Here is a 14,211-nt window from a genome sequence, read left to right as displayed (position 1 = left end):
TATATCTCGGGTCGCATGGCCGGGATAAAGGACCGACAATGGAGAGACCCCAGCACATCTCAAGAGGAGTGAGGCTTGAACCGCTTTCCGCGCGTCATGGGTATGCGTTCAGGCTATGAACCCGTCGAAGTCGACGCCCTGATCGGGCGGATCGAATCGACCCTGGGCCGAGGCTCTCACGCGCTCGAGCCCGTCACCGCGGACGAGGTGCGCAGAGCCACGTTCCGCGCCAAGCGCGGCGGCTACCAGGAGACCGCGGTGGACTTCGCTCTCGAAGCGTTCGTCGTGGCTCTGGAGACGCAGGCCAGGCGGCCCATCCGGCTGGCCATGCACGAGCCCACCGGCGAGATGCTGCGCGAGGAGTGGTTCGAGACGCAGGCCGCCCGCGTGGAACGGGTGGCCTTCCGCCCCGGGCGCATGGGCACCGGCTACAACGAGGACGAGATCGACGCCTTCCTCGACCGGATCGTGGCCACGCTGCGCGGCACGACCGACTATCCGGTGACGGCGAAAGAGGTGCGGGCGGCCAAGTTCTCGACCGTGCTGTTCCGGTCCGGCTATCTGATCGCGGACGTGGACGCGTTTCTGGCGGGCATCGCCGACGTCCTGGAACAGCGAACCTAGACGTCCTGGAACAGCGAACCTAGACGTACTGGAACAGCGAACCTCATGGCGATCTCCGTGCGCCCCCTAACGCCTGACGACCTGCCGCTGGTCACCCGGGTGCTCACCGGAAGCTGGGGCGGGTCCACCGTGATGGCCCTGGGCCGCGGCGAGCTGGTGGACGCCGCCAAGCTGCCCGGCTTCATCGCCGAGTCCGGCGCGGAGCCCGCCGGTGTGCTCACCTACGCCGAGCGCGACGGCTCTGTGGAGGTCATCACCATCGACGCCGTGCTCCCCGGCGTGGGGGCCGGAAAGGCGCTACTGGACGCGGTGCGCGCGGTCGCCGCCGAGCGAGGCGTGGCCCGGCTCCGGCTGGTCACCACCAACGACAACACCCACGCCCTGCGCTTCTACCAGCGCTACGGCTTCGACCTGGTCGCCCTGCACCGGAACGCGGTGGATCGGGTACGGGCACTCAAGCCCGGCATCCCGGCCGAGTCCGACGGCATCCCGATCAGGCATGAGCTGGAACTGGAGCTGCTGGTCCAGGACGACGCCGCCCGCGAATGATCAGACAGGTGGCGAGGGGCGGTGGAGGAGGGCGACGAGCACCGAGGTGACCGGGGCGGCGAGGAAGGCGCCGGCGACGCCCGCGATCAGGCTGCCCACCGCGATCGCCAGCAGGATCACCGCGCTCGGCAGATCGAGCGCCTTGCCGTAGATCTGCGGCGCCAGCACGTGCCCCTCGATCTGCTGGACCGCCACCGTGACGGCCACCACGATCAGCGCCACCAGCAGCCCCTTGGACACGAGGGCGACGACCGCGGCCAGCAGCCCCGCCATGAACGCCCCCACCACCGGCAGGAACGCCCCCACGAACGTCAGCACCGCCAGCGGCAGCGCGAGCGGCACCCCGAGGATCCACAGGGCGATCCCGATGAAGAACCCGTCGACCGCCCCCACGATCGCGATGCCGCGGATGTAGCGGCCGATCACCGAGAAGATCAGGTGACCGGTCTCGGACAGCCGTGTCCTGGCGGCGGCCGGGGCCAGGCCGAGCAGCCAGTGGAAGAGGCGGTCGCCGCCGTGCACGAAGTACACCGACAGGATGACCGCCAGCACGGCCCCGATGACGATCTCGCCCACCGTCCTGACCCCGGCCAGCGCCCCGCTGGTGAGCTGCCGGCCGGAGGCGGCCAGGTGCTGCCTGGCCTGGGCGAGGAGCTCGCGGTCGTCGAGCCCGAACCGGGCGGTCAGGGCGTGCAGGTCTTCGAGCACCTTGCCGACGCTGTCGCGCAACTGCGTCAGGCTGTTCACCGTGGGCGGCACCAGCAGCGCGAACAACGCCGCCGCCACCAGCAGCCCGCCGGTGAAGACGATCGCGGTGGCGAGCGCGCGGCCCAGCCCGCGTGACCGGAGCCAGCGGGCCGGGGGCAGCAGCAGCGCCGTGAGGAAGAGGCCGATGACGATCGACATGGCGACCGTGCGCACGTGGTAGAGGCAGAACCCGGCCACCGCGATGAGCGCGATCCACCCCAGCAGCCGCCACGGCCTCATCCTCTGCCCCCTGTCACCCCTGGTCAGAGGCGTTCCCCGGGGTGATCAGGGGCAACCCTGATCAGGTGGGCGGGGTCAGGTGCAGGCGCTGGGCGCGCTTGTTCGTCTCGTACGTCTCCCGCGCCGCGTAAGTGGCACTCGTCGTTCCCACCTCCGCCACCGGCACGTCCCACCACGCCTCGGAGGAGGGCGCGTCGTCGGTCATGGGGTCGGTCCGTACGTAGATCACCGTGGTCTCGGTGGCCGAGCGCGCCGCGTCGAGCGCCTTGCGCAGATCGGCGACCGACTCGGGCCGCAGCACCGTGGCCCCGAGGCTGGCCGCGTTGGCCGCCAAGTCCACCGGCAGCGGCCCGCCGTCGTGGCGCCGGTAGGAGGTGCCGAGCCGCTCGGCGCCGACGCTCTCCGACAGGCGGCCGATGGAGGCGAACCCGGAGTTGTCCACCAGGACCACGACCACCTTGACGCCCTCGGAGATCGCCGTGACGAGCTCCTGGGCCATCATCAGGTACGAGCCATCGCCCACCAGCACGAACACCTCGCGCTCCGGCGCCGCCATCTTCACCCCGAGCCCGCCGGCGATCTCGTAGCCCATGCAGGAGTAGCCGTACTCGACGTGGTAGCTGCCCGGACCGCTGGGCCGCCAGAGTTTGTGCAGGTCGCCGGGCATCGAACCGGCCGCGCACACCACCACGCCGTCGTCGCCGGCCGCCGTGTTGACCGCGCCGATCACCGCCGACTGCGGCAGCGGCGTGCCCTCCAGCGCGTACGCCGCGTCCACGGCCACGTCCCACGCCCGCGTCAGCCCGGTGGCCCGCTCGCGGTAGGCGGCCGGTGTGCTCCAGCCCGCGCACGCCCCGGCCAGGTCGGCCAGGCCCTCGCGGGCGTCGGCGACCAGTTGCAGACCGGACTGCTTGGCGGCGTCGAAGCCGGTGATGTTGAGGTTCACGAAACGGGCGTCAGGGGCGAAGATCGTCCGGGAGGCCGTGGTGAAGTCGCTGTAGCGGGTGCCCACGCCGATGATCAGGTCGGCCTCGCGGGCCAGCGCGTTGGCGGCCGTGGTGCCGGTGGCGCCGATCGCGCCCAGGGCGAGCGGGTGCCCGTACGGGAGCGCGCCCTTGCCCGCCTGCGTCTCGGCCACCGGGATCCCGTGCGTCTCGGCGAAGGCGCGCAACGCCTCGGTGGCCTCGCTGTAGATCGTCCCGCCGCCGGCCACGATCAGCGGGCGCTCGGCCGACCGGATCAGCTCGGCGGCCCGTTCGAGCGCCGAGCGTTCGGGCCGCGGCCTGGGGATGTGCCACACGCGCCGGGCGAACAGCTCGTCCGGCCAGTCGAACGCCTCGGCCTGGACGTCCTGCGGCAGTGCCAGCGTCACCGCCCCGGTCTCGGCCGGGTCGGTGAGCACCCGCATGGCGGCCAGCAGCGCGGAGGGGAGCTGTTCGGGGCGGTTGATCCGATCCCAGAAGCGGGAGACCGGCTTGAAGCAGTCGTTGACCGAAATGTCGTACGAGCGCTGGTCCTCCAGCTCCTGCAGCACCGGGCCCGCCACCCGGGTGGAGAAGATGTCGCCGGGCAGCAGCAGCACGGGCAGCCGGTTGATGGTCGCCCCGGCCGCACCGGTGATCATGTTGGTGGCGCCGGGCCCGATCGAGGTGGTGCAGGCCAGCGTGGCCAGCCGGTTGCTGGCGCGGGCGTAGGCGGCGGCGGTGTGCACCATCGCCTGCTCGTTGCGGCTCAGATGGTAGGGCAGGTCCTCGGCCGAGGTGGCCAGCGCCTGGCCGAGCCCGGCGACGTTGCCGTGGCCGAAGATGCCGGCGCAGCCGCCGAAGAACCTGCGCTCCACGCCGTCGCGCTCACTCCACTGCTGGGCCAGGAAGCGCACGATGGCCTGCGCGACGGTCAACCGGATCATGAAGTCCTCCCGAACGGCAGTCTGGGGTCGAGGGGCAGGCCGTCCCATGAGGAGCGGATCCAGGCGTGGCGAGGGTCGTCGCAGAACGCCATCGAACGCTGCTCGGCGGGGCCGGCCAGCACGTTCAGGTAGTAGAGGTCGTAGCCGGGGGCGGCCATGGAGGGGCCGTGGTAGCCGTAGGGGACCAGCACCACGTCGCCGGAGGAGACCTCCGCGAGGGTGTCGATCCGGCCGCGCTCCGAGGAGTAGACCCGCTGGTAGCCGAGCCCCTGGTCGGCGACCTCGAAGTAGTAGATCTCCTCCAGCACCGCCTCGTCCGGGCCCGCGGTGTCGTGCTTGTGCGGCGGATAGGAGGACCAGTTGCCGCCCGGCGTGAGCACCTCGACGGCCACCAGCTTGTCGCATTCGAAGGCGTCGGGGGAGCAGAAGTTGTTCACCTGACGGCTGGCCTGGCCGGCGCCCCTGATCTCGACCGCGACCTCGGCCGCGGCGACGTAGCGGGCGGGCAGCGCGCGGGTGGCGCGGGCCGAGGGCAGCGCGATCCGCCCGGCACCCTGCAGGGTCACTTCCGTGAAAATCGGGAGATAGGCGAAGTCGGAGGGGCCGTCGAACACCGACGACCGGCCGGTCAGCACGAACGTGTCGCCGGGAATGGTGACCGTGCAGGAGCCCGCCAGAGGCAGGACGAGCATCTCCTCCTCGCCCGTCTCGAACCTCAGCGGAGCGTCGGTGAGGTCCGCCACCCGCAGGCCCGAATAGGTCCACCCGGCCAGCGACGGGGTGATCTCCACGGACCAGGGGCCCGCGGCGGTCTCGCCGTAGGGAAGGTGGGTCACGCGCCGGCCCCCCGCACCAGAGCCGCGGCGCCGTCCACGGCGGTCGCCACGTCGTCGTCCGGGGGATAGAGCAGCGCGCGCCCGACCACCAGGCCGCGCACCCCGGGCAGGCTCAGGGCGCGGTGCCAGTCGGCGTAGGCGGCGTCGATGTCGGGCGGGTCGCCCCCGAGGAGCAGGGCGGGCAGCGTGGTGGCGGCCATCACCCGCTCCATCTCGGCCACGGCCGGGATCTTCAGCCAGGTGTAGGCCGAGGTCGCGCCGAGGGCCTGGGCGACGCTGATCGCGCGGATCACCGCCTCGGGCGACAGGTCGTTGCGCAGGACGCCCGACTCCGAGCGCAGCGACCAGAACGGCTCCACCATGGCCACCAGCCGGCGGCGGGCCAGGTCGGTGACCGCGCGGGCGCACGACTCCAGCGTGACCACCGTCGCGTGGTCGGTCGGGTCGATGCGGCAGAGCATCTTGCCGCCGTCGAGGCGCATCGAGTCGATCGAGGCGGCGTCGAAGCCGGTGAAGCGGTCGTCCAGCTCGAACACCGAGCCCTGCAGGCCGCCCCTGTTCATGGAGCCGAAGGCCAGCTTGCCCTCCAGCGCCCCCAGCAGGAGCAGGTCTTCGAGGACGTCGGGGGAGGCCAGGATGCCGTCGACGCCCGGCCGCGACAGCGCCAGCCTGAGGCGGTCGAGCAGGTCGACACGGCTGGCCATGGCCAGCGGGCGGTCGCGCACCCCCAGGGCGCCGCGGGCCGCGTGGTCGGCGGCGATGATCAGCAGCCGCTCGCCCTCGCCGGGCAGCCCGCGCCGCCGCCGGCGGGCCGCGGCCGCGGCGATCTCCTCCGGCTGGGTGGCGCGGATGCGGGTGAGCCGCTCGTAGTCGGCCGTCCTGGACAGTGTGATGTCGCTCAAGAACGCACCCCGTTCAGCAGCTCCTCCACCTCGGTGGTCGTCGGCATGGCGTCGGCGCAGGCCAGCCGGGCGGCCACGTAGGCCCCCGCGGCGTTGGCGAAGCGCAGCGTGCGCTCCAGCGGCCAGCCGCGCAGCAGCCCAAGGCAGATGGCGCCGCCGAACGCGTCTCCCGCGCCGATTCCGTTGACCACCTTCACCTCCATGGGCTCCACCAATGCGCTCTCCTCAGAGGTACGCGCGAAAACCCCTTCAGGGCCCATTTTCACGATCGCGACTCGTACACCGGCGTCCAGCAGCGCCTGCGCGGCGGCCTCGGGATCACGTACGCCGACCGCCACCTCCACCTCTTCCAGATTGCCGACCGCCACGTTGGCCCGCGGCAACGCCCGCTGGGCCGCGTCGTGGGCGGCCTCCCGCGACGACCACAGCGTGGCCCGGTAGTCCAGGTCGAACACCGTCCAGCCGTCGGAGCGCGCCTCCAGCGCGGCGGCGTGGGCGGCGGCGCTCGGCTCCTGGCTCAGCCCGGTGAGCGAGAACCAGAACAGGTTCGTCGCCCGAATCGCGTTCAGATCGAGCATGGTGGGGGAGATCTGCAGGTCTGGTGGATGTTCGCCGCGATAGAAGTAGATCGGGAAGTGGTCCGGTGGGAAGATCTCGCAGAACGTCACCGGCGTGGGCCGGCCCTCGATCGTGCTCACGAAGGCGTCGTCCACGCCGAACCCGCGGATCGCCCGGCGTACGTAGTCACCGAACGGATCCGCGCCCACCCCGGTGATCACGGCTGGGCGCAGGCCGTGACGCGCGGCGGCCACGGCGACATTGGTGGGGCTGCCGCCGAGGAACTTCCCGAAGGTCTCGACGTCGGCCAGGCCGACGCCGGTCTGCAGCGGATAGACGTCGACGCCGGAGCGGCCGATCGTGATCAGGTCGTACAACGCGCCTCCTGGGCCGAGCTTATCTTCGACACTATGGCATATTGTCATGACATTCTGATGTCCGCTATGTTGCCGAAAGTGCCATCTTTCGCTGAGGTTACGGTCAGGGCTTTACGTCATATGCATGTCATGACATATTGGCCGATGGCTTCCTCCCTTTAGGACACGTCGGAGGGTTTGCATGGCATTGCGGAAACGGTCGATGGGTGTGGTCGCGGTCATCGCCGCGGCCGGTCTGGGGCTCGCCGCCTGCGGCCAGTCCTCCAACGCAGGTGGAGACGCCATCGAGCTGACGATCACCCAGAACGCCATCCAGGGCGGAAAGAACGCGGCCGGCGCCAAGTTCATCGAAGAGTGGGTCATCCCCCAGTTCGAGGCGGCGCAGAAGGCCAAGGGCAAGAACGTCACGGTCAAGTTCGTTCCCAGCGGCGTCGACGACGAGCAGTACAAGACCAAGCTCTCCCTCGACCTCAAGTCGGGCAAGGGCGCGGACGTGATCGACATCGACGGCATCTGGGCCGGCGAGTTCGCCGAGGCCGGCTATCTCAAGCCGCTGGCGGACCTGGTCGGGGCCGACGCCGACGGCTGGGACGGCTGGTCACAGATCCCCGAGGCCGTCCAGGGGATGGCCGAGTTCAACGGCAAGAGGTACGCCCTGCCGGTCGGCACCGACGGCCGGGTGCTCTACTTCAACAAGACGCTCTTCGTCAAGGCCGGGCTGCCCGCCGACTGGCAGCCGAAGAGCTGGCAGGAGATCCTCGACGCCGGGGCCAAGCTCAAGTCGTCCGGCGTGCCCGTACCGATCCAGATCAACGCCGGCACCGCGATGGGCGAGGCCACCTCGATGCAGGGCGTGCTGCCGCTGCTCGCGGGCGCGGGCGGCGAGGTGCAGAAGGACGGCAAGTGGACCGGCGCCGGCCAGCCGCTGAAGGACGCGCTCGCCCTCTACCAGAAGATTTACGGCGGCGGCCTCGGCGACCCGAAGCTGCAGCAGGAGGCCAAGGGCCGCGACAAGTCGTTCCAGCGGTTCGCCAAGAGCGAGATCGGCATCCTGCTGGAGGGCGACTACTTCTGGCGCGGCGTGGTCAACCCCAAGGACGGCGTCGCCAAGATGGACGACCGTGACCAGGTCGTCGGCTACGCCATGATCCCCGCCATCGAGCCCGGCAAGGGGCTGCGCGGGCAGGACTTCGTCAGCATGTCCGGCGGCGCCCTGCGTACGGTCAACCCCGGCAGCAAGCACCCCAAGGAGGCGTTCGAGCTGGCCACGTTCACGCTCTCGCCGGCGGCGCTGAAGGAGGAGACCAAGGACGGCAACATGCGGACCACACCCCGCACCGACGTCAACAAGGAGATCCTCGCCGGCGAGCCGCTGCTGACGTTCATCTCGGAGAAGGTGCTGCCGGTGACGGCCTACCGGCCGCCGGTCGCCGTCTATCCGCAGGTGTCGGTGGCGCTGCAGGAGGCCACCGCCGCGGTCGTGGGCGGCACCGCGCCCGACCAGGCGGCGGCGGACTACCAGAAGAAGCTCGAAGGAATCGTCGGTGGCGCAGGCAATATCGCCTCCTGAGGTCAAGCCAGAGGAACGCTACAGCTCGGACGCGGCGGGCCTGGGACGGGCCAGGGCCGGGGCCTTCGTGGCCCCAGCCCTGCTGCTCGTCGCCGTCTTCCTCGTCTTCCCCGCGCTCTGGGTGCTCTACCTGGGGCTCACCAACTACCGCCTGACCGGCGCCGCCGCGGCCGAGCCGCAGTTCGTCGGTCTGGGCAACCTGCTCGACGCGGTCGCCAACCCCACGTTCTGGAACTCCACCTGGCTGACCGCCCAGTTCGTGCTGGGCTCGGCCGTCATCGGGCAGGTCGGGCTCGGCTTCACCATCGCCTGGCTGCTGCGCGACCGGCGCGGCCCGCTCAAGCGGCTGGTCGAGGGCCTGGTCATCCTGGCCTGGATCCTGCCCAGCGCGATCGTGTCGTTCCTGTGGGTGGCGCTGCTCGACCGCGACGGCGGCACGCTGAACGCGCTGCTCGGCACGCCGGAGTTCGCCTGGCTGCTCGACCATCCGATGTTGTCGATCATCGTGTTCAACACCTGGCGCGGCACGGCGTTCTCGATGATGTTGTACGGCGCCGCCCTCGGCAACGTGCCCCCCTCCCACCTGGAGAGCGCCCGCCTGGCCGGGGCGTCCGGCTGGCAGCAGCTCAGAGACGTGGTGTTCCCGCACATCCGCGGCCACATCCTGACGAACCTGCTGCTGATCAGCCTGTGGACGTTCAACGACTTCACCCCGTTCCTGCTCACCGCGGGCGGCCCCGACGGCAAGTCCGAGATCCTGGCCGTGCACGTGTACAAGGTCGCGCTGCAGAGCGGCCAACTGGGCTACGGCGCCGCCGTCTCCACGATCATCCTGCTGATCAACCTGGTCGTGGCGGTGTTCTACCTGCGGCTGCTGCGGAGTAAGAAATGACGCGCTTCGTCCTGGGCCGGATCGGGTTCTCCACGCTGATCGCGGTGCTGCTGGCGTTCTTCACGATCCCGCTGCTGTGGCTGGTGACGGCGCCGTTCACCTCCGACCCGACGTACGAGGTCGCGGTGCCCGACTTCACCTTGGACAACTTCCAGGCGGTGCTGGAGCACCCGTACGCGCTGCCGTCGCTCTGGAACTCGGTCGTGCTGTCGGCCGGGACCGCCGTGCTCGTCGTGATCCTGGCGGCGCTGGCCGCCTACGCGCTGAGCCGGGTGCGCCTGCCCGGGCGGGACGCGCTGCTCTACGCGCTGCTGCTGCTGTCGTCGATCATCACGGGGACGGCGGCGATGGTGCCGCTGTTCCAGCTCGCGGTCGAGCTGAACCTCATCGACTCGCAGTTCGGGCTGATCCTCATCCTGACCGGCGGGCTGCTGCCGGCGGCGATCTTCATGCTGAAGGACTTCATGGACTCCACGCCGAAGTCCTACGAGGAGTCGGCGCGGGTGTTCGGGGCCACGCCGCTGCAGATCGTGCGGCACGTGGTCGTCCCCCTGGTACGTCCCGGGCTGGCGACCATCGCGGTCTGGGCGGTGGCCAACGTGTGGGGGAACTTCCTGATGCCGTACCTGCTGCTGAGCGACGTGGAGAAGCAGCCGGCGGCGGTGATCACGTACACGCTGTACACCGAGGGCGGTCAGGCCAACCTCAGCATGTTGTCCACGTTCGGGCTGCTCTACTCGATCCCGGTGGTGCTCATGTACCTGTTCGTCAGCAAGAAGTACGGCTTCCGCTTCCACGGAGGGATCAAGCGTTAATGGCCGCCATCGAACTACGCGGGCTGACCAAGGTCTATCCCGGCGGGGTGAAAGCGCTCGACGCGCTCGACCTGGCCGTTCCCGACGGCGAGTTCTTCGCCCTGCTCGGCCCCTCCGGCTGCGGCAAGACCACGTTGCTGCGCACGATCGCCGGGCTGGAGACGGCGACCGGCGGCTCCGTGGTGATCGGCGGGCGCGACGTGACCGGGGTGCAGCCGGGTGGCCGGGACGTGGCGATGGTGTTCCAGGACTACGCGCTGTTCCCGCACATGGACGTCACGGACAACATCGCCTATCCGCTGCGGATCAAGAAGGTCGCCAGGTCCGCGCGCCAGGAGAAGGCGGCCGAGGTGGGGGCGCGGCTCGGGCTGGAGCACCTGATGGACCGGCGGCCCGGGCAACTGTCCGGCGGGCAGCAGCAGCGGGTGGCGCTGGCCAGGGTGATGGCGACGCAGGCGCAGGCGTACCTGTTCGACGAGCCGCTGTCCAACCTGGACGCGCGGCTGCGGCTGGAGGCGCGCACATTCCTCAAGAAGCTGCAGCGTGAGCTGGGCGTCACCACCGTGTTCGTCACCCACGACCAGGCCGAGGCCCTGGCCATGGCCGACCGGATGGCCGTCATGGAGGCGGGGCACATCCGGCAGATCGGTACGCCGGCCGAGGTGTTCCAGCGGCCGGCCAACACGTTCGTGGCCGGATTCATCGGCTCGACGCCCATGAACCTGCTGGACGGCACCGTACGAGGTGACACCCTGGAGGTGGCGGGCTGCAAGGTCGCGCTCCCCGCGGCCGGGCCGTCCGACGGCGAGCAGGTCGTGTACGGCGTGCGGCCCGAGTACATGTCCTACTCGGCCGAGCCCGTGGAGGGCGCGCTGGGCGGGAAGGTGGTCATCGTGGAGAACCTCGGCGCCTCCCACCTGGTGACCCTCGACGTCAACGACGTGACCGTGCAGGTCGTCGTCCCTGAGGGCAGCGAGCCCGCCATCGGCGACGACGGCTACGCCCTGCCCCGCCGTGACCGTGCTCTCGTCTACCGGGACGGTGAGCTGGTATGAAAGGCCGCTGGACGCTGGACGACCGGCTGGAGCGGATCCTGCGGGAGGTGCCGTTCGAGGTGCCCGCCGGGACCGCCGCCGTCACCGTGCGGCTGTCCTACGACCGGTCGCAGGGCGTCATCGACCTGGGCTGCGGCTCGCCGGACGGCTTCCGCGGCTGGTCGGGAGGCGCGCGTGACGAGTACACGATCACCCCGTCCTGGGCCACCCCCGGCTACCTGCCGGGCGAGCCGGAGCAGGGCACCTGGCACGTGTGGCTGCGCCTGCACCGGATTCCTCCGCAGGGCCTCGACTACAAGCTGGACATCTCGCTGGAGAGCGTCGCCCCGCCCGAGCCGGTGACCGAGGAGCCGCCGCACGGCGAGCGCCCGCCCCGCCGCGACATTCCCGACATCGACGGCCTGCGGTGGTTCGCGGGCGACTTCCACGCGCACACCGTGCACAGCGACGGCGGCCTGACCATCGCCGAGCTGGCCGAGCTGGCCCACGGGCGCGGCCTCGACTTCCTGGCCGTCACCGACCACAACACCGTCAGCCACCACCCCTGGCTGGACAAGATCGGCCGGGACATCACGCTCATCCCCGGCCAGGAGGTCACCACCGACCGCGGCCACGCCAACGTCTTCGGCGACGTCGGCTGGGTGGACTTCCGGCGGCCGGCCGACTCCTGGGCGGAGCACGCCGAGCGCGCGGGCGGCCTGATGTCGATCAACCATCCGCTCGGCGGCGACTGCGCCTGGCTGCTGCCGATCTCGCGCCGCCCCCGGGTCGCCGAGGTGTGGAGCTCTGGCTGGTGGGACCGCCGCTGGGGCGCGCCGCTGGCCTGGGCGGACGCCTGGCGCGACGACGTGATCGCGATCGGCGGCAGCGACTTCCACCGCCACGACTCCGACGGCCTGCCCGGCGCGCCCACGACCTGGGTGCTGGCCGAGGACGTGTCGGCGGTGCTCGACGGCGTGCGCGCCGGGCGTACCGCCGTCTCCACGGGACCCGGCGGGCCGCTGCTGGTCAGGCTGGGCGACGAGCTGCTCGCGCTGGACGCCGGCGGCCTGGTGCTGGTACGCCCCGACGGCACGCGGCAGGTGGTGCGCGGCGAGCGCGTGCTGCTGCCGGCGATCGACGGGCCGCACCGGTTGGAAACCTATGAGAACGAGGTGATCGCCCTATGCGCGTGAGGAAAGTCGCCAACGCCCCGGTGAGCTTCGGCGTCTTCGAGCTGAGCGACGGCCCGCCGCCGCTGACCGCCGACGAGATGGTCGCCGCGCTGTCCGAGGCGGGCTACGCGGGCATCGACTCGGGTCCGATCGGATACCTGGGCACCGGCGCCGAGCTGACCGAGCGGCTGGCCGCGCACGACCTGCTGCTCGCGGGCGGCTGGGTCGATCTGCGCTACGCCGACGCGGAGGCGTACACGCGGGGGCTGCCCGCGCTTGAGGCCGCGCTGGACGTGTTCGCCGCCGCGCCCCCGGGCGACCTGGCGCCCAGGCCCACGCTGGCCTGCTCGGGCACGCCCGAGCGGTTCGCCCGCCCGGGCGGCAGCGCTCCGGGATTGCCGTCGCCTGAGTGGCCCGCCTACGCCGCCCGCGTCCAGGACGCCGTCGACCGCTGCCGCGCGCGCGGCTTCGAGCCCGTCTTCCACCACCATCTCGGCACCTACGTCGAGACGCCCGACGACGTGGAGCGGCTGCTGGAGCTGACCGACGTGCAGCTCTGCCTGGACACGGGGCACCTGCTGCTGGCCGGGGGCGACCCGGTGACGGCGCTGCGCTCGTGGGCCGAGCGGGTCGGGCACGTGCACATCAAGGACGGCGACACGAAGATCCTCGCCCAGGCCCTGGCCGAGGGCGTGGACCTGCGGGAGCTGATGGGACGCGGCGGGTTCGCGCTGCTCGGCGAGGGCGAGCTGGACCTGCCCGGCGTGGTCGCGACGCTGGACGAGATCGGTTACGAGGGCTGGATCGTCATCGAGCAGGACACCCTGCCAGGACGGCGCTCTGTCGCCCAGAACATCGCCGACCAGGCGGCCAACCGACGGATGCTGAAGGACTTGGGACTTTGAGAATCGCGCTCGTGGGGTGCGGGGCCGTCACCCAGGCGGTCTACGTGCCGCTGCTGTCCAGGCGGCGTGACCTGTTCGAGGTGAGCGCCGTCTGCGACCTGTCACAGACCCTGGCCGACGCCGTGGGCGACCGGCTGGGGGCCGCGCGGCGCTACACCTCGCTGGAGCGGATGCTCGCCGACGGCGGCTACGAGGCCGTCGTCGTGCTGGCCTCCGGCTCCCACGGCGAGACCGTGCGGCAGGCGCTCCAGGCCGGCTACGCCGTGCTGTGCGAGAAGCCGCTCGCGCTCACCAGGGCCGAGGTGGCGGCGCTGCCCGAGGGGCGGTTGATGGTGGGCTACATGAAGCAGTACGACCCCGCCGTGCGCCGGGCCGAGGAGGTGCTGGCCGGGCTGGGCGGGCCCGGGATCATCAGGGCGGTCGAGGTGACCGTGCTGCACCCGAGCGGGGAGTCGCAGCTCGCCTTCGCCAACCTGGAGCAGGCACGGGACGTGGACGCCGGGCTGCTGGCGACGCTGCGGGCCGCCGAGAACGAGCTGGTGTCGCGGGCGCTGGGGGAGTCGGCGCCGGAGCCGGTCAGGCACCTGTACGGGGTGGCGCTGGGGTCGATCTGCCATGACCTGTCGCTCTTGAGGCGCTTCACCGGCTCTCCGGCGGAAATTTCGTACGTCGAGACCTGGGGCGCCGCGCCCGGCTCCATCGAGATCTCAGGGCCGCTGCCTGCCCAGGGCCGGTTCAGCCTGCGCTGGCACTACCTGGAGGACTATCCCGCCTACCGGGAGACCGTGGTCATCCACCACGACCAGGGCTCGATCGAGCTCGTCTTCCCCTCGCCCTACCTGATGAACGCCCCGACCACGCTCACCGTGGTGTCCGGCGGCGAGAGCCGGACGAAGTGGCGTGATGTGACTGAGGCGTTCGAGGTACAACTCGCCGCCTTCCATGCTTTCGTGAACGATGGCAAGCCGCCGCTCACCGATGTGGGCGGCGGACTGGAGGACATCGTGACGGCTCAGCGGATCGCGGCCCGCTACGCCGTACAGCATGAACTGCCCATTGGAGGGGAGGCAGCGTGAGC

14 protein-coding genes are annotated in these 14,211 nt (G+C 71.0%); 9 read left to right on the top strand and 5 right to left on the bottom strand.

The window, feature by feature from the left end; translation table 11 throughout:
• The first annotated feature begins 102 nt into the window (after window positions 1–102).
• Window positions 103–624, top strand: coding sequence for a DivIVA domain-containing protein (locus C4V41_RS11345; protein WP_160150245.1), 522 nt, complete (start codon window positions 103–105; stop codon window positions 622–624).
• A 57-nt stretch (window positions 625–681) separates the two neighbouring features.
• Entirely contained in the window at window positions 682–1,173 is a 492-nt protein-coding gene (locus tag C4V41_RS11340) for a GNAT family N-acetyltransferase (protein ID WP_160150244.1), read from the top strand.
• On the opposite strand, the gene C4V41_RS11335 is transcribed toward C4V41_RS11340, so the two are convergent.
• The 5 genes from C4V41_RS11335 to iolC form a co-directional block, all read right to left on the bottom strand.
• On the bottom strand, window positions 1,174–2,160 hold the full coding sequence (locus C4V41_RS11335) for an AI-2E family transporter (RefSeq protein ID WP_235030059.1): 987 nt from the start codon (window positions 2,158–2,160) through the stop codon (window positions 1,174–1,176).
• 61 nt (window positions 2,161–2,221) lie between these two features.
• The gene (gene iolD, locus C4V41_RS11330; protein WP_103955798.1) at window positions 2,222–4,069 is read right to left on the bottom strand and encodes a 3D-(3,5/4)-trihydroxycyclohexane-1,2-dione acylhydrolase (decyclizing); all 1,848 of its coding nucleotides are present in this window, start codon (window positions 4,067–4,069) and stop codon (window positions 2,222–2,224) included.
• Window positions 4,066–4,905, bottom strand: a complete 840-nt coding sequence (iolB, locus tag C4V41_RS11325; RefSeq protein ID WP_103955797.1) for a 5-deoxy-glucuronate isomerase — start codon at window positions 4,903–4,905, stop codon at window positions 4,066–4,068. The genes iolD and iolB overlap by 4 nt, the downstream gene beginning before the upstream one ends.
• Window positions 4,902–5,807, bottom strand: coding sequence for a Cgl0159 family (beta/alpha)8-fold protein (locus C4V41_RS11320; RefSeq protein ID WP_407669957.1), 906 nt, complete (start codon window positions 5,805–5,807; stop codon window positions 4,902–4,904). Before C4V41_RS11320 ends, iolB begins: the two co-directional genes overlap by 4 nt.
• Window positions 5,804–6,742 carry a 5-dehydro-2-deoxygluconokinase gene (gene iolC / locus C4V41_RS11315; RefSeq protein ID WP_235030058.1) on the bottom strand — a complete coding sequence of 313 codons (939 nt, stop codon included), beginning with the start codon at window positions 6,740–6,742 and terminating at the stop codon, window positions 5,804–5,806. The genes C4V41_RS11320 and iolC overlap by 4 nt, the downstream gene beginning before the upstream one ends.
• 181 nt (window positions 6,743–6,923) lie before the next feature.
• On the opposite strand from iolC, the gene C4V41_RS11310 reads away from it, so the two are divergent.
• From C4V41_RS11310 to C4V41_RS11280, 7 genes are read left to right on the top strand one after another with little or no spacing between them, the layout of a single operon-like run.
• On the top strand, window positions 6,924–8,312 hold the full coding sequence (locus tag C4V41_RS11310) for an extracellular solute-binding protein (protein WP_235030057.1): 1,389 nt from the start codon (window positions 6,924–6,926) through the stop codon (window positions 8,310–8,312).
• Window positions 8,287–9,204, top strand: a complete 918-nt coding sequence (locus C4V41_RS11305; RefSeq protein WP_103955795.1) for a carbohydrate ABC transporter permease — start codon at window positions 8,287–8,289, stop codon at window positions 9,202–9,204. The genes C4V41_RS11310 and C4V41_RS11305 overlap by 26 nt, the downstream gene beginning before the upstream one ends.
• Window positions 9,201–10,019: a carbohydrate ABC transporter permease gene (locus tag C4V41_RS11300; RefSeq protein ID WP_103955794.1), complete on the top strand. Its 819-nt coding sequence runs from the start codon at window positions 9,201–9,203 to the stop codon at window positions 10,017–10,019. The genes C4V41_RS11305 and C4V41_RS11300 overlap by 4 nt, the downstream gene beginning before the upstream one ends.
• Window positions 10,019–11,074, top strand: a complete 1,056-nt coding sequence (locus C4V41_RS11295; protein ID WP_103955793.1) for an ABC transporter ATP-binding protein — start codon at window positions 10,019–10,021, stop codon at window positions 11,072–11,074. Before C4V41_RS11300 ends, C4V41_RS11295 begins: the two co-directional genes overlap by 1 nt.
• Window positions 11,071–12,249 (top strand): CehA/McbA family metallohydrolase, encoded by a 1,179-nt coding sequence (locus C4V41_RS11290; RefSeq protein ID WP_103955792.1) that lies wholly within the window; start codon window positions 11,071–11,073, stop codon window positions 12,247–12,249. Before C4V41_RS11295 ends, C4V41_RS11290 begins: the two co-directional genes overlap by 4 nt.
• Complete coding sequence (locus C4V41_RS11285; RefSeq protein ID WP_103955791.1) at window positions 12,240–13,133, top strand: TIM barrel protein; 894 nt, start codon at window positions 12,240–12,242, stop codon at window positions 13,131–13,133. The genes C4V41_RS11290 and C4V41_RS11285 overlap by 10 nt, the downstream gene beginning before the upstream one ends.
• Window positions 13,130–14,209: a Gfo/Idh/MocA family protein gene (locus tag C4V41_RS11280; RefSeq protein WP_103955790.1), complete on the top strand. Its 1,080-nt coding sequence runs from the start codon at window positions 13,130–13,132 to the stop codon at window positions 14,207–14,209. Before C4V41_RS11285 ends, C4V41_RS11280 begins: the two co-directional genes overlap by 4 nt.
• The last annotated feature ends 2 nt before the right edge of the window (window positions 14,210–14,211 follow it).

It is taken from the genome of Nonomuraea solani, assembly GCF_900108335.1.
Lineage (GTDB): Bacteria > Actinomycetota > Actinomycetes > Streptosporangiales > Streptosporangiaceae > Nonomuraea > Nonomuraea solani.
This window is presented reverse-complemented; position numbering and strand designations above follow the sequence as displayed.